Source organism: Methylococcus sp. S1M (genome assembly GCF_051295855.1).
Lineage (GTDB): Bacteria > Pseudomonadota > Gammaproteobacteria > Methylococcales > Methylococcaceae > Methylococcus > Methylococcus capsulatus.
Genome location: NZ_JBPDXO010000007.1, coordinates 137,551 through 157,838, shown reverse-complemented (window position 1 = coordinate 157,838; position 20,288 = coordinate 137,551). Strand labels below are relative to the sequence as shown.

Here is a 20,288-nt window from a genome sequence, read left to right as displayed (position 1 = left end):
ACGTGCCCACCGACCTTAGGGAAGCGCTGCAGGCCGCCAGCCGCGAACTCAACTCCGTCAGCGAAACGGCCCGCCTCGACGCCGAGGTGCTGCTGGCCCATGTGATCGGGAAAAACTGCGCCTATCTCCGGGCCTGGCCCGAACGGCTGCTGCAAGCCGACGAAGAACGGCGCTTTCTGGCGTCCATCGCGGCGCGCGCCCGTGGTGTCCCCGTCGCCTATCTGACCGGAGTACGAGAATTCTGGTCCAGATCCTTCAAGGTCTGCCCCGATGTACTCATTCCCCGCCCGGAAACCGAACTGCTGGTGGAGCTTGCCGTCGAGGCAGCCTGCCGCAGAAACCGCCCCCGCATCCTCGATCTGGGTACCGGCAGCGGCGTCATCGCCGTGACCCTGGCCCTCGAATGTCCGGACGCCGAAGTCTGGGCGGTGGATGTCAGCGAATCAGCGCTCGCGGTGGCCCGTCACAATGCTGCCGCGCTCGGTGCCAAAACGGTCCGGTTTCTGCGGGGCGACTGGTTCGCGCCGCTGCCGGCGGATATTCGTTTCGACCTGATCGTCAGCAACCCTCCTTATGTCAGCCCAAGCGACCCGCACCTGCTGCGCGGCGACCTCCGCTACGAACCCCGACAGGCACTGGTATCGGTCAAAGACGGGCTGCATGACATCGCCCTGATCGCCGACAACGCCGGCCCGCGTCTGCTGCCCGATGGCGGACTGATGATCGAGCACGGTTTCGACCAGGCCGACGCAGTTGCTAGGATCCTGGGCAAAGCGGGTTACCGCGACGTCCGTCATCATCGCGATCTGCAGGGTCACGAACGCGTCACCTCAGCGCTGCGGGCACCCGAAAGCTAAAAGAACCGCCTAGAGCGGCATCGACAGGTGACAGAAGAAGGTCTTGAGGTACTCGGTTTCCGGAATCGCGGGGTGAACCGGATGATCCGGCCCCTGGCAACCCTGGCCCAGGATCACCAAATGCCGATCCAGATGCCGGCTGCTGGTACGCAGGATGTCGTGCAGGGTGGAGCGCGGCAGATTGAATGAGCAGGAGGCCGACACCAGGACCCCACCGGGATTCAGCACTTGCATGGCCGCCTGGTTGAGCCGGTGGTAGGCTTCCACTCCCGCCTTGACGTCTTTCTTGCGCTTGATGAGGGCGGGCGGATCCGCCACGATCAGATCGTAGCGCTGGCGTTTGTGCCGAAGCTGCTTCAGGAATTCGAACACATCCTGGCGGATGAAGCCCATACGGTCCGCCACGCCATTGAGCCGGGCGTTTTCAGCGGCAAGCGCGAGCGCCGATTCGGAACTGTCCACGCAATCCACGGATTCCGCCCCGCCCAGAGCCGCCTGCACCCCCCAGCCCCCGGTATACGAGAACAGATCGAGCACCCGCTGGCATTTCGACAACTGCGCCGCCACGGCCCGGTTCAGACGATGGTCGAAGAACCAACCGGTCTTCTGCCCCTCCACCGGATCGACCAGGAATCTCGCCCCGTTCTCCTCGATCGGTATCGGACCCTCGAGCGGCGCACCCAACACCCGGACATAATTCTCGAGCTTCTCGAACTGGCGCAGGCTCGAAGTGTTCTTCACCACCAGGGTGCGGGGTGAGAGCAGCTTGTCGAGCACGTCCATCACCTGCTCCTGCAGCCGCTCCGCGCCGAGCGTACTGGCCTGCAGCACCAGCACGTCGCCCAGGCGGTCGATCACCAGACCGGGCAGGCCGTCGCTTTCACCATACACCAGACGGTAATAAGGCTTGGCGAAAAGCATTTCGCGCAGATGCAGGGCCCTGCTCAGGCGCTTCAGCAGAAAGGCATGATCGATCGCCACGCGATGGTCGCGGCTCAGGAGACGCGCGCAGATCAGCGATTCCGGGTTGACGTAAGCCAGACCCAACGGCTGTTGGCGGGAGTCCTCCACTATCACGTATTCGCCAGGGGCAAACCGCTTGAGCGGCGTCTTCTCGCCATCCACCTCATTGCTGAACACCCACAGGTGCCCCGCCCGCAAACGGCGCTCCTCGTTCTTCTTCAGCCGCAATACCGACAATTCAGACATACCGTCGCCAACCCAAGCGCCCCCGGCGCTTGAAAGAGAAAAGGCGGTTCCCGAACGGGAAGCGCCTGAAAAAACGGGGTCAGATCAATTCGAAGGTGAAGCCGCTGATCTCCCGACTGGGCTTCGCCAGATCCAGACGGATTTCCAGAGATTTCCCGACCGGCATCATGGACAGGCCGGATCCCTTCGGCAGATATTCCGCCGGTGAAAACACCCTGCCCGCCGCCGGCTTCCCCTGCCGATCGACCACACGCAGGACGATCGAAGGAAATACCTGGGCCGCCGTGGACTGGTTGGCCATGACCAGCCGGAATTCATAGCCACCGGTGGCGGGGACCGGCCGCAGGGTCCGCTCGACGATCTGGATGGATTCGACGTCGCTGTAGGGGGGCACCTGGCATCCCACGGCATCGCACAGCATCACCAGCCACGGCCGCAGGGCTTCGTCCTGGGCAAAACGGGTGCTGCCGAAATAGGCCAGCTGGCCGAGCAACGCGATCGCCAGGGCGATGCTGCCGATACCCCAGGCCAGTCGGAGGAAAAACCCGGGGCGGGCGGGCCGGTCTTCTCTCCCCCTCCCTCCCCGGAACCAGCGCCCCGCCCCGGTCCTGGGCGGCCGCGAATACGGATCGGGAACACTTTCTTCCAATCCCGGAAGGGCATTGAAAACCCGCCCACAGTGGTCGCAGAGCATGACGCCCCGACCTTCCCGTAGCTGGCGCACCGAGATACCGTAAGCCGTACCGCAGGACGGGCAGCGGGTAAACACCTTCAGGTCCGTCTCACCCCGGCGAGCCGGACCCAGCCTTCTCGGAAGACCGCCGGCTCCATTTCGAAGCCCTTCCTCGCATAAACCGAGGCCACGGCATCCGCCTGCTCCGCCAGAATGCCCGAGAGCACGATCCGGCCGCCGGGGCGCACCCGCGAGCGCAGCGCGTCGGCCAATTCCATCAGCGGATTGGCCAAGATGTTCGCCAGTGCGATGTCGCTGTCGAAATCCGCCAGCCCGCCGGGCGAGGCGACCTCGATCCTGTCCCCGACCCGATTCTTTCGAGCATTTTCCACGGTGGCCGCCAGCGCTTGCGGATCGATGTCCACAGCATGGACGCCGGCGGCACCGAGCAGCGCCGCAGCAATGCCCAGGATGCCGGAGCCACAGCCATAATCCAGCACCGATGCGCCCTGCAAATCCGCCGCATCCAGCCACTCCAGGCACAACGCGGTGGTCGGGTGGGTCCCGGTGCCGAACGCCAACCCCGGATCCAGCGACATTACCACGGCATCGGTATCCTCGACCGTGAAGCCGGTCGGGCAGACCCACAACCGGCTGCCGAAACGCATGGGCCGGAAATGTTCGAGCCAAGTCCGCTCCCAGACCTGGTCGGCCAGCGCTTCCTCGCTCCAGTCCCGAAGTCTTTCATCGCCGAACCGTCCGCCGAGTGCCGAGCGGATCGCCGCCAGATCGCCCCCCTCCTCAAACAGCCCCACCACCCGGGTTTGCGCCCACACCGGGGTCGTCCCGGGCGGCGGTTCGAACAAAGGCTGGTCACCAGCGTCCAGGAAACTGACGGACAAGGCCCCCGCATCCATCAGCGCATCCGACACGTCTTCTGCCAGATCCTCGTCGACGGTCACCATCAATTGCTGCCACATGGCTCTAGTGCTTGAGTCCCAGCTTCTGCTCCAGGTAATGAATGTTCTGCCCGCCCGCTTCGAAAGCACTGTCGTTGACGATATCGAGCAGCAGCGGAATGTTGCACTTGATTCCGCCGATCACCATCTCGTTCAAGGCCGTACGCATCCGGGCGATCGCTCCGGCGCGGGTCTCGCCATGGGCGATCAGCTTGCCGATCATCGAGTCGTAATACGGCGGCACGCGGTAGCCGTTATAGATGTGGGTCTCGACGCGGATACCCGGCCCGCCCGGCATGTGGAACTGCTCGATCAACCCCGGCGATGGCATGAAATTGACGGGATCCTCCGCATTGATCCGGCATTCGATGGCATGCCCGCGCATTTCCACTTCGGCCTGGCGGATCGAAAGCGGCTCGCCAGCGGCGATCCGCAGCTGTTCCTTGACGATGTCGAAGCCGGTGACCATCTCGGTCACGGGGTGCTCGACCTGGACCCGGGTGTTCATTTCGATGAAATAGAACTGACCGTCCTGGTAGAGGAATTCGAACGTACCGGCGCCGAGATAACCGATCTCCCTGCATGCCTGCACGCAACGCATGCCCATCTCATCCCGCTGCGCCTGGGTGATGCCGGGTGCCGGCGCTTCTTCCACGACCTTCTGGTGGCGGCGCTGGGTGGAGCAATCACGCTCACCCAGATGAACCACGTTGCCGTATGAATCCGCGATCACCTGGAACTCGATGTGACGCGGATTCTCCAGAAACTTCTCCATGTATACCATGTCGTTCCCGAACGCGGCACCGGCCTCGCTCCGGGTCAGTTCGATGGAAGCGGCAAGACTGGCCTCGCTGTGCACGACCCGCATGCCGCGCCCGCCGCCGCCGCCGGCGGCCTTGATGATGATGGGAAAACCGATCCGTCTGGCGATTGCCAGATTCTCTTCCTCGTCGTCTCCCAGCGGACCGTCCGAGCCCGGCAGAGTGGGAATTCCGGCCTTTTTCATCGCTTCGATGGCCGCGACCTTGTCGCCCATCATCCGGATGGTTTCCGGCCTCGGGCCGATGAAGATGAATCCGCTCTGAATCACCTTTTCAGCGAAATCGGCGTTTTCCGACAAAAAGCCATAGCCGGGATGGATGGCCAGAGCATCGGTGACCTCGGCGGCACTGATGATCGCCGGAACATTCAGATAGCTGTCGCGCGATGGCGCCGGCCCGATGCAGACCGACTCGTCGGCCAGGCGCACGTGCTTGAGATCGCGATCCGCCTCGGAATGCACGGCGACGGCCTTGATGCCGAGCTCGCGGCAGGCCCGGAGGATGCGCAGGGCGATTTCACCGCGATTGGCGATGACGACTTTACCTAGCATAGTGAGCACCTTGGAGACTGTTGAGCCGAAACGGGCCGCAGGCTATTCGATCACGAACAGCGGCTGGTTGTACTCCACGGGCTGACCGTTCTCCACCAGAATCCTGGTCACTATGCCGGCCTTGTCGGCTTCGATCTGATTGAGGATTTTCATCGCTTCGATGATGCAGAGCGTGTCGCCGACTTCGACCCGCTGCCCCACTTCCACGAACGCCTTGGAACCGGGCGAGGGTGCCCGATAGAAAGTGCCCACCATGGGGGACCGCACTTCGTGGCCGGTGGTTTCCCTGGCTGCTTCGGCGGGTGGCGTTGCCGGCTGCCCGGCCGGAACCTGGGACACCGCCGCGGGCACCGCCGTCGCCGCCACGGCAACGGGAGCCGCCACACTGGACGTGTAGCGACTGATACGGACGGACTCCTCACCTTCGCGAATTTCGATCTCCGCGATACCCGACTCCTCGATGATATCGATCAGTTTTTTTATTTTTCTAATGTCCATCTATAACGACCTATGTGTCATTTGCAGGGCGGCCTGGAGCGCCAGTTCGTAGCCCATGGGGCCCAATCCGCAGATGACCCCCCTGGCAATATCGGAAAGATAGGAATGGCGGCGGAACGGCTCGCGCGCATGAACGTTCGAAATGTGTACTTCAATGAAAGGCACGGCGGTGGCCAGCAACGCATCGCGCAAAGCGACGCTGGTATGGGTGAGGGCGCCGGGATTGATGATGATCATGTCGACCGCATCGCGGAACGCCTGGTGAATGCGTTCGATCAGAGCATGCTCGGCATTGCTCTGGAAGAAATCGATCGGCATGCCTGCCACCCTGGCCTGTGCCTGCAGACGCGATTCGATATCCGAAAGCGTGTCGCTGCCATAGATACCCGGCTCACGTACCCCCAACAGATTGAGGTTAGGCCCGTTCAGCACCAAGATACCCGCCATTGCGTGTGCCAGCTCTTAATTTCGATGAAATCGCCCAAACAGGCGGCGGTATTCTGCCGAAATGACGGTATCTTGTCCACAAATGCAGCCACACCCACCGTTGGCGGCGGTCAGCGGGGCGACAGGAGCCGCGGCCCGATGACCGCCAGAAAACCGTCCCGCGTCTGGGACCCCAGGAAAGTCGCGAGCACCTGCCCGCGGATATCGAAAGCCACGGTGAAAGGCAAACCGCCCCCGGCGTCGCCGAGGCGGGCGGCCAACGCATCGCCGCCGCGCTCGCCGACCAGGATGCGATAGCCCACCGGCAGCCGCCGCAAAAACGCCGCAACCGCCGCCCGGTCCTCCAGCGCCAGCCCGACGACCTTGAGCCCGCGCGGACCGAATTCCGCCTGCAGTTCGTCGAGCATCGGCATCTCCTCACGACAGGGTTCGCACCAGCTTGCCCAGAAATTCAGCAGCAGCACCTCGGAATGCTCATCCGACAGACGCACCGGGCGCCCGGACATGTCGGGAAACACCGATTCCGGCCCCTGCCAGTCGGTGGCCGCAACCGACAGCCAGCGCTGCGCCAGCGCCCCTGCCAGGAGAGCCGACACAGCGACCACGATCAGAAGGAACCTATCGGACACCGTCGAACAGCCGCTCGAGGTGATGGACGAACTCTTCCGACTCGGTGAACCCCACCAGCCGGAAAGGTTTCCGCTCGCTCCGGTCGGGACCGAAAAACAGGGTGGCTGGCGGACCGATCAGACCGAAGCGCTGCAGCAGCGCCTGGTCCTCATCGTCGTTTTCGGTGACGTCGACCTTGAGCAGCACCATCTCTTTCAGCTTCGCCTTGACCACGGGATCGCTGAAGGTATGACGCTCCATCTCCTCGCACGATACGCACCAGTCGGCGTAGAAATCGAGCATCACCCAGCGTCCTGCGGCAGCGGCTTCAGCCAGACGAGCCTCCAGATCCGCCAGGCTCGCCACCCTCACGAAAGGCGGCGGACCGGCATCGGCGACGGTAGCGGAGGCGCCGGCCACACCGCGCAAGGGCTGCAACGGATCGCGACTACCGGCTGCCACCCCCAGCAGCATGAACACGCCATAGGCGACCATCGCCACTCCCAGTCCTTTCCATAGCTTGCGCCAGCCCGACGCCCCAGCGGGCAGCGCATCGAGCGCTCCCATGTACACGGCCGGCACGATGAGCAGCAGCGCCCACATCAGCATGGCGAGGGAGAGAGGGACGATCCGCTCCAGCATCGATACCGCCACCGCCAGCATGGCTACACCGAACACCGACTTGACGGTATTCATCCACATGCCGGCCTTGGGCAGCAGTTTGCCCGCCGAGGTCCCGACCGCCAGGAGCGGCAACCCCATACCCAGCCCCAGGGAAAACAGGGCGAGCCCGCCCAACAGCACATCGCCACTGCGGCCGATGTAGATCAGTGCACCCGCCAGCGGCGCCGCCACGCAAGGCCCCACGAGGCCGGCCGACAGCAGTCCCATCACGGCCGCGCCGACCAGGCTGCCAGCCTGCTGCCGCGAACTGAGCGCCGCGAGCCGCGACTGCAGGACGGTCGGGAGCTGAAGCTGGTAGAAGCCGAACATGGATAGCGCCAACACCACGAACAGACCACTGAACACCCCGATCGCCCAGGGGTTCTGCAGTGCGACCTGGAGATTCGCACCGAACAGGGCGGCCAACACACCGAAGCAGGTGTAAGCCAAGGCATGGGCGAGCACATAGGCCAGCGAGAGCGAGAACGCCCGCCGCGTGGTGATCGCATGGCCATGACCCACGATGACGCCGGAAAGAATCGGGATCATCGGGAAGATGCAGGGGGTGAAGGCGAGCAGGATGCCGAGACCAAGGAAGCTCAACAGGTTGAGCCAGAGGGAACCGCGCCAGAGTCCGTCGGCGATGCGGTCCTGCTCGGTGATGAGGGTGGCTCCGGCCATCGCCGAGACGCTTTTTCCTTCCGCAGCGGCTGGCAGAACGAGATCGATCGTCCTGGTCATCGGCGGATAACACACGCCGCGCTCGGCGCAGCCTTGGAAGCCGGCTTCCACGGTGACGGTGCGCGGACCGGCGTCAGTCCGGACCAAGGGGACGTCAACCGCGACCTCGCCGTGGAAGACCTCCACCGCACCGAACTCTTCGTCGACCTTCGGCTCCCCGCGCGGGAACGTATAGTCTCCCAGGGCGACGCCCCCGGAATCGCGCAGGCTGATGCGGAATTTTTCCCGGTAGAGGTAATAACCGGGGGCGATCTGCCAACCGAGCCGGAGGATCTCCCCCGTGGGCGCCTCGGCGAAAAAGCGGAACGCCTGGTCCGGCGGCAGCAGGTCCCCGGTCGCCGCGCCGGTTCCGACGTTTCGAAGCGCACCGGCCAGACGCGTGAACGCGCCGCCACCGCTGATCGCACTGGTCTTCACCTCGACCCGCCGCTGATACGGCGGAAAACAGACGCCGGCATCGGCACACCCCTGCACCGTCACTTCCAGTTCCAGCGATTCCGGCAATGCGGATTCCGCAACGAGAGGCAGCCGCACCTCGATGTGTCCCCGGTAAGTTTCGACTTCGCCGAAGAATGCATCGTGCTTCTTGTGGCCTTCCGGAAAGACCGGCTCGCCCAGACGGACACCGGCGGTGCGCGATGCGAACTTGAATTTGCTCCGGTAAAGGTAATAGCCGTCCACTATGTCCCACACCAGTGAAACCACGCCGGCGCCGGACTGCCGGGCGGCTACCGGGAACGCCCGCTCCGGCGGCAGGAGGTCGCGGCCATCGACGGCGAGTGCCGGAATGCCGACCAATCCCAAAATCAACAGCAAGCCAATCCGTTTCACGGCGTCACGCATGATCCGACCCATTCGAGATATTCCGGCAATCCGCCCTGGATGGGGATCGCGATGATTTCTGGAAGTTCATAAGGGTGTCGCGCCCGCAGCCAGGACTGCAGCTCCGCCTGACGGGATGCCCGAGTCTTGGCCAACAGAAGACATTCCGCCGATTTCTCGAGAACACCCTGCCACCGATAGACCGACCGTACCCCGGCGACGATGTTCACGCAGGCAGCCAGCCTCCCTTCGACCAGCCCTTCCGCCAAAACACCGGCGGTTTCCTCATCCGGACAACTGCAAACGACTAGACAGTAGACCGATGTCATGGGAAAAAGTGCGCCCCTTCTCTCAAAGATTACAGAAACCCGTATCGATGAATCCGTTGAAACTCGCCATCCTGGCGCTACTGCTGCTGCCGATCGCGGAAATCTACGTCCTGATCCGTGTCGGCAGCGTGCTCGGTTTCCTGCCGACCCTTATGCTGCTCGGCTCGGCGGCACTGGCCGGTACTTATCTCATGCAAACCCAGGGACTGAAAACCTTCGGCCGTATCCAGCAAAGCCTGGAGGCCGGGCGGCTCCCGGCGCAGGACATGATCGAGGGCGGCCTGATCCTCGCTGCCGGCATCCTCCTACTGATACCCGGCTTCATTTCCGATGGGGCCAGCCTCGTGCTGCTGCTGCCGGCGTCGCGCCGCTGGCTGGCGGACCATCTCGTCAATCACGTGCTCCAGGGTTTCCAGCCGGCGGCTCCGCCCGATTCCGGTTCCCGCACGATCGAAGGTCAGTTCCGGCGCGAGGATTAGACAGGGCGCCTCCCTGCGCCCGGAGAGACCGAGGCCCGTCAGTGGGACTCGGTACCGGAATGGGAACCGCTGTCGGGGGCCGGTTCATTCGGATCGACGGTGCTCTTGGAGAGGCCGGAATACACCGGACACCAGCGCATGAACGCGGTGGCCACGAGGACGATGCCGATCAGCAACAGGAAGATGTTGCCGAGGAACACCGAAAGCAGCAGCGCCGCGGCGCCACCCATCATGCGGTACTGACGATCTTTCAGGCCGACGTTGAGCTCACGTTTCAACATTTTCTTATAATCAAAAGCCATGTCATAACCTCCTCTTGAACGTGCGGTCGCTTGACGGAAAACCCGTGCCCTCTGCGGATGGAGGACCGGGCGAGGAAAACGGGCATGGCGCATCGGGCCATATCCGTGGGGTAAAGCTGCTCGATTGTGCAGGCTCCCCAGGTCTTGCGCAAGACGGGTGTAAAATGCCCATCTATGGACATCACCGATATCATCGCCCCCCTGAACGAAGCCCAGCGTGAGGCCGTCACCGCGCCGGACCGCTCACTGCTGGTGCTGGCCGGCGCCGGCAGTGGCAAGACCCGCGTGCTGATACACCGCATCGCCTGGCTGCTTCGGGCGGAGGGCGTCTCGCCGCACGCCATTCTCGCCGTGACCTTCACCAACAAGGCGGCGAACGAGATGAAGGCGCGGCTCGAGGCGCTGCTCGACCTGTCGACCCGAGACCTGTGGGTCGGCACTTTCCATGGCCTGGCGCACCGCCTCCTGCGCCGCCACGCCGCCGACGCCGGACTGCACGAGGGTTTCCAGATTCTCGATTCCGACGACCAGTACCGGTTGATCCGCCGGCTGCTCAAGACCCTGGAGCTGGACGAGGCGCGCTGGCCGCCGCGCCAGATCCAGTGGTACATCAACGCCCAGAAGGATCAAGGCCGCCGGGCCAGGAACCTGCCCGACTCCTACGACCCGTTCGAACGGCAGATGCGGCGGATCTATCTCGCCTATGAGGAACTGTGCCAACGTTCCGGCCTGGTGGATTTCGCCGAGCTGCTGCTGCGCACCCACGAATTCCTGCGCGACGACGCCGACATCCTCGCCCACTATCAGGAACGCTTCCAGCACGTACTGGTCGATGAATTCCAGGACACCAACGACGTGCAGTACGCCTGGCTGCGGTTGTTGACCCAGGACCGCGACAATCTCAGCGTGGTGGGTGATGACGACCAGTCCATCTACGGCTGGCGCGGCGCCAAGATCGAAAACCTGCACCGTTTCCGGCGGGACTATCCGCGCCACCGCATGATCCGCCTCGAGCAGAACTACCGTTCCACCGGCAACATCCTCAGCGCCGCCAATACCTTGATCGCCCGGAACGAGGGACGGCTCGGCAAGAATCTGTGGACCGAAGGCGGCCGGGGGGAACCGATCTCGGTCTATGCCGCCTTCAACGAGCAGGACGAGGCCGGTTTCGTCGTCAACCGGATCGGCCGCTGGGTGAGGGAAGGCGGAAGGCGCAGCGACGCGGCCATTTTGTACCGATCCAACGCCCAGTCGCGCCAGTTCGAGGAGAGGCTGCTGGCCCACGGTATCCCCTACCGGGTCTATGGCGGCCTGCGTTTCTTCGAGCGCGCAGAAATCAAGGATGCCCTCGCCTACCTGCGGCTGATGGCCAACCGGCATGACGATCCCGGCTTCGAACGGGTCATCAACACGCCGACCCGCGGCATCGGCGCAAAGACCCTCGATCTCGTCCGTGAACTGGCGCGCTTCGAACGGCTCTCGCTGTGGAGCGCGGCACGGAAGCTGATCGCCGACAATGTGCTCCCCGCTCGGGCGACGGGCGCCCTGGCCGGCTTCCTGGATCTCGTCGAAACCATGGCTGGCGCGGCCCAGGGGCGGGCGCTGTGGGAACAGGTCGAACTCGCAGTCAAAGGCTCAGGTCTGCTGGAACATTACCGCAAGAAAAAAGGCGAGCAGGCGGAAGCCCGGGTGGAAAACCTGGAGGAACTGGTTGGCGCCGCCCGCCAGTTCGAGCTGAGCCCGCTGATCGATCCCGAACTGGGCGGCCTCGACCAGTTCCTCGCCCATGCGGCGCTGGAAGCCGGCGAAAACCAGGGAGAAACTTTCGAGGACTGCGTCCAGCTCATGACCCTGCATGCAGCCAAGGGCCTGGAATTCGACCTGGTGTTCCTGGTCGGTCTGGAGGAGGGCCTGTTTCCCAGCCTGCAGTCGCTGGAAGACCCCGCCCGCCTTGAAGAAGAACGCCGGCTCTGCTACGTCGGCATCACCCGGGCACGGCGCAAGCTCTATATCACCCACGCCGAATGCCGTCGGCTCTACGGCAAAGAGACCTATCCGCGGCGATCCCGTTTCCTGCGGGAACTGCCGCCGGACTGTCTGGAAGAAGTCAGGATGAAAGGCGGTGTCAGCCGGCCCGTCGCATCGGCGATGCAGTCGGACGATGCGTCGGCCATGCTCGGCGCAGACGCTCCGGGGGAATTCAGGTTGGGCCAGCGGGTCCGCCACGGCAAGTTCGGCGAGGGCGTGATCCTGCAACGGGAGGGTGACGGAGCCCAGGCGCGGGTCCATGTCAATTTCGCGGAAGTGGGCGCAAAATGGCTGATGTTGGCCTATGCCAAGCTCGAACCGATCTGAGGGGCATAGAAAAAAAGCTGGCGGAAAGTGGCGCGTCCATGCGCAGATCTCCGTTCAAAGACGCCTTACCGCCAGACTCAAGTGAGGTTATGCGCCATGTATCCAGCAATTCTGATGCCAATCATGCCCACCCCCGATTTTCCGGACTTGGAAACCGTGAACCAGTCCCCGCTCCGCATACGGCAGGTCAAAACCCGGAAACGATGAAGTCTTTTCACGCAGACCCCGGCATTCCATGCCGGCCCGGACTTGTGCCATCATCGTCGTTCCCAGAAATCACGCCCCGGGTGAAGCCATGTCCGAAACAATGGCCGGCACATGCCGGTTCTTCCTGACCTACAGCGGTGTAAACCTCCCTCTCAAGCTGATGACCGAACTGGAGCCGGAACAGATCGGCCACAGGAACACTTATTTCCAGGGGTATTTCGACGAACAGGACCGCCTGGTCGGCCTGCAGAAGATGGTTTACGGTGAGGTCGAGATGGAACACCGCTATGCCTATGACCGGAACGGCAAGCTCAGGCGCGCTGAAATCACCGACGCCGACGGCGAACTGACCGTACTGGATTTCGACGAAAACGGCCTCCGCCTCGCCGACGCGACGAGGGACTGAGTCGACCGTCCCGTGGCCCGGGTCCCGGTCAGGGAAACACCCGGCCCGACGCTTTCAAGACCCGCAGGAAACGGCCGAATTCGATGCCCAGCCTGGCCTCGAGCCGCCGGGCCCGCCGTTCCATCGCCTCCAGGACCGCCCGCTTCGGCTCGGAGGCGAGCGAAAACCCGATCAGATTGCCGCGCGCCGGAACCGCCAGCCGGAATGTCGGCCCGCCGAAGGCCCTTCTCATCATTTCCAGAGCCCGGTTGCAAGGGGCGGTCTGCGAGCCCCAGAGATTGATGCCGAACACGCCGGCCGGCCGCAGCGCACTCGCGCAGCCGAAATAGAACGACTCCTCCGCCACCGGCGACGCCATGCCCTCCCCGTCGAACAGATCGGCGAGAATGAGATCATAGGCGGCAAGCCTCCCCGCCTCTTTGACGAATGTCCCGGCGTCGCCGACCGTGATGGACAACCGCGGGTGAACAGGCAGTCCGAAGAACCGGTGGGCGACCTCGACGACCTCCCCGCGCCGCTCCACCACGTCGATCCGACAGGCCGGAACGTGCTGGAACAAGGCCTTCGCCAGCGAACCGCCACCGAGCCCCAGTAACAGAACGCCGGAAGGCTCGGGCTGGAACAACAGGGCGCTCAGCATCGCCCGCACGTAAGGCAGTTCCACCCTGTCCGGCTCCTGCAGACACATGGCGCTTTGTCGCGCCGGCGTGCCGAAATGCAGGGTCCGTACACCGAATGCATCGACCACCTCGATCGAACCGTAAGCATCGCGCACGAAATGAACGAGGGTTCCGCCAAACTTCCTGACTGGCGCGGGTGTCGTCGACGCAGCCATGGCATCCTTCAGCAAGGGCAAACCAAGTCATTTCCCGCAGGACTCGGGGCTATTGCCACAGCCCCGACTCGATTCTGCCGCAACGACCGACGCCGATGCCCGAAAACACGGCGTCTCGAATGAGTGGCACGGGTCTTGTACATTTATCGAGCGAACACTTTGCCTTTCTGGGGTACGCCGGGGACCGACACACTTCTTCTTCGCGAAGACCGCATTCTCCTCTCCCAAGTCTTGCACTCACGTCTTCTCACTCGACTGCTCGTCCCTGGTCGATTTTTTTTTCACCTGGAAGGCTCGGCGTCCGGCGGTATAATCCGCTGCTCATCTCCTCACCGCCACGTCCGCCATGGACCGTCGTGCCGTCATCGCACCCCGATGTGCCTTGATTTGCCTGATAACGCTCATGATACAGGCGGCCTGTACCCCTGTGATCAACCGTCCCGGCCCGGTCGTGGCGTCGCCGCAGTTGCACGCCGCCCATTTCATCGCCGCCGACGGCGCGGTTCTCCCGGTCCGGCACTGGCTGCCGGCGGGGACACGCCCCAAAGCCGTCGTCGTCGCCGTCCACGGCTTCAACGACTACAGCCTTGCTTTCGAGCCTTTGGGCAGTTATCTGAAGACCCAGGGTATCGGCTGCTACGCCTACGACCAGCGCGGCTTCGGCCTGGCGCCGGGGCGCGGACTCTGGGCAGGAGTCGATGCCTATACCGAGGATCTCGAAACCTTCGTCGGCCAGGTCCAGACCCGGCATCCGGGCGTGCCGGTCTATCTGCTCGGGGAAAGCATGGGCGGCGCCGTGGCCATCGTCGCCATGACCTCCGCCCGGCCTCCGCGCGCCGACGGCCTGATCCTCTCCGCACCGGCAGTATGGTCGCGCGACACCATGCCGTGGTACCAAAGCCTATTGCTGGCCGTGAGCTCGCATACCATCCCCTGGCTGCGCCTCACCGGCGAAGGGCTGGGGGTGATGGCATCGGACAACATAGAGATGCTCCGCGGGCTGGGCCGGGATCCGAACGTCATCAAGGCCACCCGGGTTGACGCGATCCACGGCCTGGCCGATCTGATGGATACCGCCCAGGAACGTGTCCCGGCGCTCAGGACGCGGACCCTCGTGCTCTATGGCGAGCGCGACGAGATCATTCCGAGGACACCGCTCATGGCACTGCTGGACAAGCTTCCAGCCGGCACCCGCTTCGCCTATTACCACCGGGGTTACCACCTGCTGTTGCGCGACCTCCAGGCCGAGCGGCCCTGGCGCGACATTGCGGCCTGGATCGCGACACCGGCAGCGCCACTGCCATCCGGGGCGGAACGCCAGGTCGCCGAAGGACTCCCGGCAGCGGACGGCACCTGAAACGGTAAACTCAGCGCCCGCGCTTCAAGGCCTGCGCCAACGCCTCGGCCATCGCGCCTTGCCGTACCGGCTGGGGAGCGGCTCTGCGGCGCGGCTTGCCGGCCGTCTCTCCCGTTTCCCGGCGCGGCGGCTCCGCTTCGCCCTTCGCCGCCTCGCTGCGCATCGACAGGGCGATCCGCCTGCGCGGGATATCGACCTCCAGCACCTTCACTTGAACCACATCCCCGGCCTTGACCACTTCGCGCGGGTCGCGCACGAACCTGTCCGCCAGGTGGGAGATGTGGACCAGACCGTCCTGATGCACGCCGACATCGACGAAGGCGCCGAAATTGGTGACGTTGGTCACCACCCCTTCCAGCCGCATGCCCGGCTCGAGGTCCTTCGGCTCGGTCACCCCCTCCTTGAAGCGGGCGGTCTTGAACTCCGGCCGCGGATCACGACCGGGCTTCTCCAGTTCGCGCAGGATGTCGGTGACGGTGGGCAGGCCGAAGCGCTCGTCGGTGAACTGCTCGGCATTCACGCTGCGCAGGAAGGCCACGTTGCCGATCAGCTCACGGATATCCTTGCCAGTGCGCCGGACGATCTTCTCCACCACCGGATAGGCTTCCGGATGCACGGCGGACGCATCCAACGGATGTTCGCCATTGGTGATGCGCAGGAAGCCTGCGGCCTGCTCGAAGGCCTTGGGCCCGAGCCGCGAGACCTGCCTCAGCTGCTCCCGATTGGCGAACGGCCCATGCTGGTTGCGGTATTCCACGATATTCCGGCCCAGACTCGGCGACAGGCCGGAGACGTAACGCAGCAGCGAGACCGAAGCGGTGTTGACGTCCACCCCCACCGCGTTCACGCAGTCCTCCACCACCGCATCGAGGGTACGGCCGAGTTGGGCCTGGTTGACGTCGTGCTGGTACTGGCCGACGCCTATCGACTTGGGATCGATCTTGACCAGCTCCGCCAGCGGATCCTGTAGGCGGCGGGCGATGGACACCGCGCCGCGCAACGATACGTCCAGCTCGGGAAATTCCTGCGCTGCCAGCTCCGAGGCCGAATACACCGAGGCCCCGGCCTCCGACACCACCACGCGGGTCACGCCCAGTTCCGGATGGCGCTGCATCAGATCGGCAATCAATTGGTCGGTCTCGCGCGAAGCGGTGCCGTTGCCAATGCTGACCAGGCTGACGCCGTGGCGCGCGATCAGCGCGGCCAGGGTGGCGATGGACTGATCCCACTGGTTCCTGGGGGCATGCGGATAGATCGTACCGGTGGCCACCAGTTTGCCGGTGCCATCGACCACGGCGACCTTGACCCCGGTGCGCAACCCCGGATCCAACCCCAGGGTGGCGCGCTGCCCGGCCGGCGCGGCCAGCAGCAAATCCTTCAGGTTGCTGGCGAACACCCGGATGGCCTCGGCCTCCGCCGTCTCCCGCAGGCGCTGCATCAGATCAAGTTCGATGCGGGTGAGAAGCTTCACCCTCCAGGCCAGGCGCACGGTTTCCAACAACCAGGAGTCCGCCGGACGTCCGCGGTCGGCGATGGCGAAAGCGCTGGCGATGCGGTGTTCGGCGAACCGGTGGCCGGCTTCCTCGTCCTTGGCCACCCGCAGAACCAGCGACAGGACGCCTTCATTGCGCCCGCGCAGCAGGGCCAGGGCGCGGTGCGAAGGAATCCCGGCCAGAGCCTCCTCATAGTCGAAATAATCCTTGAACTTCGCTCCTCCCTCTGCCTTGCCATCCACCAGGGACGAAACCAGAAGCCCTTCGCGCCACACCTTTTCACGCAACTCGCCCGCCAAGACCGCCTCCTCGGCGAAGCGCTCCATCAGGATTTGACGGGCACCGTCCAAGGCTGCGCCGGCATCGGCCACGCCTTTGCCGGCATCGACATAGCCGGTCGCCGTCGCCAGAGGTTCGAGCGCCGGTTCGGCCAGCAACGCATCGGCCAGAGGCTCCAAACCCGCCTCTCGGGCGATCTGTGCCTTGGTCCGCCGCCTCGGCCGGTAGGGAAGATACAGGTCTTCGAGCCCGGTCTTGGTATCGGCCTCACGGATGGCCTGCTCCAGCTCCGCGGTCAGCTTGCCCTGTTCGGCGATGCTGGCCAGAATGACTTCGCGTCGGTCATTCAGCTCGCGCAGATAGCCGAGGCGGACTTCCAGGGTGCGCAATTGGGTATCATCCAGACCCCCGGTCACTTCCTTGCGGTAGCGCGCGATGAAAGGCACAGTGGCGCCTTCGTCCAGCAGCGCTGCCGCCGCTTGTACCTGGCGTACCTGGACGCCGAGTTCCTGAGCGATGCGGGCGATCACATCCATCGTCTTCGATCCTGCACGAGTCGGTAAAATAACCCGGATTTTAACAGCCCCACCCCTTGCAACGCAGCCGGACCCGGAAGAATCCGGGCAAGGCTCGTTCGACACCGCCGCAAAGCAATGCAATAATGCACAATTGCGCCGCAGTTCGATGCGCGCCTCGCGAACGGGGAGGGCGGGCCGGCTCGACAGAAACGCCGACGAAGCCGAGGACCGCCGGCGCACCGACTCTTCCCAAGCTCACACTCATTCGAAAAGTCATCGGGATCGATTATGCAAGTACCTCTGGAGATTACATTTCGTGGCATTCCGCACTCCGACGCGGTGGAGACCAGGATTCGCGAAAAAGCTGGCAAGCTGGAGCAGTTCTGCGACCATATCATCAGCTGCAGGGTTGCCGTGGAAGCCGAGCACCATCATCAGCACCAGGGTAATCTCTACCATGTGCGCATCGACCTGGCCGTGCCGAACAAACATCTGGTAGTCAGTCGCGAACATCACGACAAACAGGCTCATGAGGACGTCTACGTCGCACTGCGCGACGCTTTCGACGCGCTCAAGCGCCAGCTCGAAGAATACGTCCGCATACAGCGCGGCGAAGTCAAAAACCATCAGGCACCCCAGACGATCTGAATCGCCGAGGACCCGCCATGCCACGGGCGGGTCCCTTCGGGAATCCATCCTCATTCCGGCGGACCATCCCTCGACTCACTGTAATATGGGCGGGCTAGCCTGTTGGGCTTGACGACGATCGTTCCCGCCTACAGGAGTCCCAAATGACGGACATATTCGACCCCTCCGACGAATTCGGTCCCGCCCGCATCATTCAAGTCCGGGAACCTTCGGTCGGGCTGAGGGCAACCGTCATCATCGACAACGTCGCATTGGGACCGGCGATCGGCGGATTGCGCATCGCTTCCGCCGGTTCCACCGCCGACGGCTGCCGCCTCGCCCGGACCATGACCCTCAAGAGCGCCGCGGCCGACCTCCCCCACGGCGGGGGGATCGCAATGCTCCACCCGGCTCCCGGAAGCCCTGAAAACGCCTGCAGACAACATCGGGTGCGGGCGCTGGCGTGCGCACTGCGAAGCGAAGACCAGTTCATCTTCGCACCGGACATGGGTTCCGGTGAAACCGCCATGGCCTGGATCCGCGACGAAAACGGCAGAGCGGTCGGTCTCCCGCGGGAACTGGGCGGCATCGCGCTGAGCCGCATCGGCGCTGCCGGCTGGGGGCTCTACCATGCCACCGAGGTGGCGCTACGGTACTGCGGTTTCAAACTCGAAGACGCCCGGGTCGTCATACAGGGATTCGGCACGGTCGGCCAGAACACCGCCCGCTACCTCGTGGAAAACGGCGCCGTGGTGGTAGGCATCGCCGACAGCGGGGGAACGCTCCACCACCCGCGGGGACTCGACATCGCCGAGCTGGTCGCCATCAAGGCGAAGGGCGGCAGCGTGGTGGATTCGTCCGAAGGCGAGCGCCTCGCTCCGGACGCCGCGGTCGATCTGGACTGCGACATCTGGATACCGGCCGCCGGCAGTGACGTCATCACGCCGGACAACGCCGCCCGGCTCAAGGCCCGGCTGGTGGTGGAAGCGGCCGATGCGTCACTGGCCCCTGCGGCGGAGCGCTATCTTCACGAAAAAGGCATCATCTGCGTCCCGGACTTCATCGCCAACGCCGGCGGCCTGATCGGAGCTGCTATGGAATGCCGTGGCGCCAACAAGACCCAGGTCCTGAGCGCCATCAAGGAAAAGATCCGCCGCAATACGGAGAAGGTTCTGCAGTCGGTCGAAACCGACGGCACCCTGCCCCGCGAGGCGGCAGTCCGGCTTGCGATGAAGCCGATCGTCAAAGCCATGAGCTACCGCCGCTGGAGCGGTCTGTCGGCAGACTGAAGAGAGTGGCTGCGAATCCCCTCGCCGGGGGCTCGACCAGTGTACACCGTGTTTCTGCTTGTGCTATAAAGCCACGCGATCCGTCGCGCTGGTCGCGAGCATACCATACGGACATTACACTGTTCCGACGAACAGACCCTCCATTCCCGCTCTAGTACGGAAAGTGGTTATACAGACATGGCGATGCAGAATACAACGAACGCGCTTCATCTCATGAAAGCCGGAGCCCTTTCCCTGGTCCTCACCGGCTTGATCACCGGCTGCGGCGACAATGGCAGCTCCATCCCCGCCGCGTCGAGCTCGGAAGCCCACATCAGCGGCAATGTCAGCGATCAAACCGGCCCGATCAACGACGGACGCCTGCAGGTCACCGACAGGAATGGCGCGGTCATCACTGCGTTCGACCTGAAAGACACCAACCATTTCGAACTGACCATCCCCGCCGGCACGGTCTATCCCATCGTCATCACCGTGACCCCCACGAACCCCAATGCCGCATCCACGGCGCCGGTCAAAGCCGTGGTCACCAGCGACATCGCCGACCGTCAGGACGTCACCGCCGTGTCGACCATCGTGGTCGATTCCGCCATCGCCCTGGGTGGGCTCACTGCCGAGAACATCGCGAAGGCATCGGGGGGAGCCATCGGCCTGCGTCAGAGCCAAGGGGTCAGCGCCGGAGCCGGTGGCGGTGGCGCAGGTCCTGGCCAGAGCGGCGGCGGCACCGGCCGCGGCGGCCACGGCGGCCATGGGGCAAGCGAAGGCGGTCACGGCGCCCACTCGGCAGCCACGCCCGCCCCGGCAGTGCAGCACTGAGCAGGCAAGGCTTCCTGCTTCCGCCGAGCCGCCGACCGGTCAACACCGGTCCGGCGGCTTTTTCCGTTCCTCCCCCAGCGATAACCCGAGCCGCTTGCCGTCCTTGCTTCCATTCTCCAGCCGCCGGCCCCGGTCCGGAACACGCCGAC

At 64.2% G+C, this 20,288-nt stretch carries 20 protein-coding genes; 8 read left to right on the top strand and 12 right to left on the bottom strand.

Going from position 1 to position 20,288, the window contains the following annotated elements:
* The first annotated feature begins 2 nt into the window (after positions 1–2).
* Positions 3–857 carry a peptide chain release factor N(5)-glutamine methyltransferase gene (prmC, locus tag ACSHWJ_RS13070; RefSeq protein ID WP_432539901.1) on the top strand — a complete coding sequence of 285 codons (855 nt, stop codon included), beginning with the start codon at positions 3–5 and terminating at the stop codon, positions 855–857.
* A 9-nt stretch (positions 858–866) separates the two neighbouring features.
* Here prmC and ACSHWJ_RS13065 read toward each other — a convergent pair whose 3' ends face one another.
* The 9 genes from ACSHWJ_RS13065 to cutA all read right to left on the bottom strand — a co-directional run bounded on the left by ACSHWJ_RS13065 (position 867) and on the right by cutA (position 9,179).
* Positions 867–2,066 carry a class I SAM-dependent rRNA methyltransferase gene (locus ACSHWJ_RS13065; RefSeq protein WP_218797542.1) on the bottom strand — a complete coding sequence of 400 codons (1,200 nt, stop codon included), beginning with the start codon at positions 2,064–2,066 and terminating at the stop codon, positions 867–869.
* 79 nt (positions 2,067–2,145) lie between these two features.
* Positions 2,146–2,835: a DUF3426 domain-containing protein gene (locus tag ACSHWJ_RS13060; RefSeq protein WP_010960348.1), complete on the bottom strand. Its 690-nt coding sequence runs from the start codon at positions 2,833–2,835 to the stop codon at positions 2,146–2,148.
* 2 nt (positions 2,836–2,837) lie between these two features.
* A complete protein-coding gene (gene prmA, locus ACSHWJ_RS13055; protein WP_010960347.1) occupies positions 2,838–3,719 on the bottom strand; it encodes a 50S ribosomal protein L11 methyltransferase in 882 nt (293 codons plus the stop codon).
* Between the two features lie 4 nt (positions 3,720–3,723).
* The gene (gene accC, locus ACSHWJ_RS13050) at positions 3,724–5,070 is read right to left on the bottom strand and encodes an acetyl-CoA carboxylase biotin carboxylase subunit (RefSeq protein WP_218801178.1); all 1,347 of its coding nucleotides are present in this window, start codon (positions 5,068–5,070) and stop codon (positions 3,724–3,726) included.
* 42 nt (positions 5,071–5,112) lie between these two features.
* Positions 5,113–5,568, bottom strand: a complete 456-nt coding sequence (accB, locus tag ACSHWJ_RS13045; protein ID WP_010960345.1) for an acetyl-CoA carboxylase biotin carboxyl carrier protein — start codon at positions 5,566–5,568, stop codon at positions 5,113–5,115.
* Positions 5,569–6,015: a type II 3-dehydroquinate dehydratase gene (gene aroQ, locus ACSHWJ_RS13040; protein WP_010960344.1), complete on the bottom strand. Its 447-nt coding sequence runs from the start codon at positions 6,013–6,015 to the stop codon at positions 5,569–5,571.
* A 110-nt stretch (positions 6,016–6,125) separates the two neighbouring features.
* On the bottom strand, positions 6,126–6,644 hold the full coding sequence (locus ACSHWJ_RS13035; RefSeq protein ID WP_041360860.1) for a TlpA disulfide reductase family protein: 519 nt from the start codon (positions 6,642–6,644) through the stop codon (positions 6,126–6,128).
* Positions 6,634–8,883, bottom strand: a complete 2,250-nt coding sequence (dsbD, locus tag ACSHWJ_RS13030) for a protein-disulfide reductase DsbD (protein ID WP_432539900.1) — start codon at positions 8,881–8,883, stop codon at positions 6,634–6,636. The genes ACSHWJ_RS13035 and dsbD overlap by 11 nt, the downstream gene beginning before the upstream one ends.
* Positions 8,856–9,179: a divalent-cation tolerance protein CutA gene (cutA, locus tag ACSHWJ_RS13025; RefSeq protein WP_010960340.1), complete on the bottom strand. Its 324-nt coding sequence runs from the start codon at positions 9,177–9,179 to the stop codon at positions 8,856–8,858. Before cutA ends, dsbD begins: the two co-directional genes overlap by 28 nt.
* Before the next feature lie 47 nt (positions 9,180–9,226).
* Between cutA and ACSHWJ_RS13020 the strand changes: the two genes are divergently transcribed.
* Positions 9,227–9,658 carry an FxsA family protein gene (locus tag ACSHWJ_RS13020; RefSeq protein ID WP_010960339.1) on the top strand — a complete coding sequence of 144 codons (432 nt, stop codon included), beginning with the start codon at positions 9,227–9,229 and terminating at the stop codon, positions 9,656–9,658.
* 38 nt (positions 9,659–9,696) lie between these two features.
* Here the strand turns inward: ACSHWJ_RS13020 and ACSHWJ_RS13015 are convergent, their stop codons facing one another.
* Complete coding sequence (locus ACSHWJ_RS13015; protein WP_010960338.1) at positions 9,697–9,960, bottom strand: YgaP family membrane protein; 264 nt, start codon at positions 9,958–9,960, stop codon at positions 9,697–9,699.
* A 174-nt stretch (positions 9,961–10,134) separates the two neighbouring features.
* On the opposite strand from ACSHWJ_RS13015, the gene uvrD reads away from it, so the two are divergent.
* Together uvrD and ACSHWJ_RS13005 are read left to right on the top strand one after the other, a co-directional pair.
* On the top strand, positions 10,135–12,315 hold the full coding sequence (gene uvrD / locus ACSHWJ_RS13010; RefSeq protein ID WP_432539899.1) for a DNA helicase II: 2,181 nt from the start codon (positions 10,135–10,137) through the stop codon (positions 12,313–12,315).
* A gap of 295 nt (positions 12,316–12,610) precedes the next feature.
* A complete protein-coding gene (locus ACSHWJ_RS13005; protein ID WP_041361457.1) occupies positions 12,611–12,928 on the top strand; it encodes a DUF6156 family protein in 318 nt (105 codons plus the stop codon).
* 28 nt (positions 12,929–12,956) lie between these two features.
* On the opposite strand, the gene ACSHWJ_RS13000 is transcribed toward ACSHWJ_RS13005, so the two are convergent.
* Entirely contained in the window at positions 12,957–13,763 is an 807-nt protein-coding gene (locus ACSHWJ_RS13000; RefSeq protein WP_333688792.1) for a hypothetical protein, read from the bottom strand.
* A gap of 346 nt (positions 13,764–14,109) precedes the next feature.
* Here ACSHWJ_RS13000 and ACSHWJ_RS12995 point away from each other — a divergent pair, with 346 nt between their 5' ends.
* Positions 14,110–15,120, top strand: a complete 1,011-nt coding sequence (locus ACSHWJ_RS12995; protein ID WP_218797535.1) for an alpha/beta hydrolase — start codon at positions 14,110–14,112, stop codon at positions 15,118–15,120.
* A gap of 10 nt (positions 15,121–15,130) precedes the next feature.
* Here ACSHWJ_RS12995 and ACSHWJ_RS12990 read toward each other — a convergent pair whose 3' ends face one another.
* Positions 15,131–17,428 carry a Tex family protein gene (locus ACSHWJ_RS12990; protein WP_432539898.1) on the bottom strand — a complete coding sequence of 766 codons (2,298 nt, stop codon included), beginning with the start codon at positions 17,426–17,428 and terminating at the stop codon, positions 15,131–15,133.
* Between the two features lie 270 nt (positions 17,429–17,698).
* Between ACSHWJ_RS12990 and ACSHWJ_RS12985 the strand changes: the two genes are divergently transcribed.
* From ACSHWJ_RS12985 to ACSHWJ_RS12975, 3 genes are all read left to right on the top strand, one after another.
* Positions 17,699–18,058: an HPF/RaiA family ribosome-associated protein gene (locus tag ACSHWJ_RS12985; RefSeq protein WP_010960332.1), complete on the top strand. Its 360-nt coding sequence runs from the start codon at positions 17,699–17,701 to the stop codon at positions 18,056–18,058.
* A gap of 143 nt (positions 18,059–18,201) precedes the next feature.
* Positions 18,202–19,326 carry a Glu/Leu/Phe/Val dehydrogenase dimerization domain-containing protein gene (locus ACSHWJ_RS12980; protein WP_432539897.1) on the top strand — a complete coding sequence of 375 codons (1,125 nt, stop codon included), beginning with the start codon at positions 18,202–18,204 and terminating at the stop codon, positions 19,324–19,326.
* Positions 19,327–19,539: 213 nt separating this feature from the next.
* Complete coding sequence (locus ACSHWJ_RS12975) at positions 19,540–20,139, top strand: hypothetical protein (protein ID WP_041361455.1); 600 nt, start codon at positions 19,540–19,542, stop codon at positions 20,137–20,139.
* Positions 20,140–20,288 lie beyond the last annotated feature (149 nt).

Coding starts and splice junctions, on each gene's coding strand:
- ACSHWJ_RS12990 (WP_432539898.1), bottom strand. CDS start 17,428: ATGGATGTGATCGCCCGCATCGCTCAGGAACTCGGCGTCCAGGTACGC.
- ACSHWJ_RS13005 (WP_041361457.1), top strand. CDS start 12,611: ATGTCCGAAACAATGGCCGGCACATGCCGGTTCTTCCTGACCTACAGC.
- cutA (WP_010960340.1), bottom strand. CDS start 9,179: ATGACATCGGTCTACTGTCTAGTCGTTTGCAGTTGTCCGGATGAGGAA.
- ACSHWJ_RS13020 (WP_010960339.1), top strand. CDS start 9,227: ATGAATCCGTTGAAACTCGCCATCCTGGCGCTACTGCTGCTGCCGATC.
- ACSHWJ_RS12995 (WP_218797535.1), top strand. CDS start 14,110: ATGGACCGTCGTGCCGTCATCGCACCCCGATGTGCCTTGATTTGCCTG.
- uvrD (WP_432539899.1), top strand. CDS start 10,135: ATGGACATCACCGATATCATCGCCCCCCTGAACGAAGCCCAGCGTGAG.
- ACSHWJ_RS12985 (WP_010960332.1), top strand. CDS start 17,699: ATGCAAGTACCTCTGGAGATTACATTTCGTGGCATTCCGCACTCCGAC.
- aroQ (WP_010960344.1), bottom strand. CDS start 6,015: ATGGCGGGTATCTTGGTGCTGAACGGGCCTAACCTCAATCTGTTGGGG.
- ACSHWJ_RS13015 (WP_010960338.1), bottom strand. CDS start 9,960: ATGGCTTTTGATTATAAGAAAATGTTGAAACGTGAGCTCAACGTCGGC.
- prmA (WP_010960347.1), bottom strand. CDS start 3,719: ATGTGGCAGCAATTGATGGTGACCGTCGACGAGGATCTGGCAGAAGAC.
- ACSHWJ_RS12975 (WP_041361455.1), top strand. CDS start 19,540: ATGAAAGCCGGAGCCCTTTCCCTGGTCCTCACCGGCTTGATCACCGGC.
- accB (WP_010960345.1), bottom strand. CDS start 5,568: ATGGACATTAGAAAAATAAAAAAACTGATCGATATCATCGAGGAGTCG.
- ACSHWJ_RS13000 (WP_333688792.1), bottom strand. CDS start 13,763: ATGGCTGCGTCGACGACACCCGCGCCAGTCAGGAAGTTTGGCGGAACC.
- dsbD (WP_432539900.1), bottom strand. CDS start 8,883: ATGGGTCGGATCATGCGTGACGCCGTGAAACGGATTGGCTTGCTGTTG.
- ACSHWJ_RS13065 (WP_218797542.1), bottom strand. CDS start 2,066: ATGTCTGAATTGTCGGTATTGCGGCTGAAGAAGAACGAGGAGCGCCGT.
- accC (WP_218801178.1), bottom strand. CDS start 5,070: ATGCTAGGTAAAGTCGTCATCGCCAATCGCGGTGAAATCGCCCTGCGC.
- ACSHWJ_RS12980 (WP_432539897.1), top strand. CDS start 18,202: ATGACGGACATATTCGACCCCTCCGACGAATTCGGTCCCGCCCGCATC.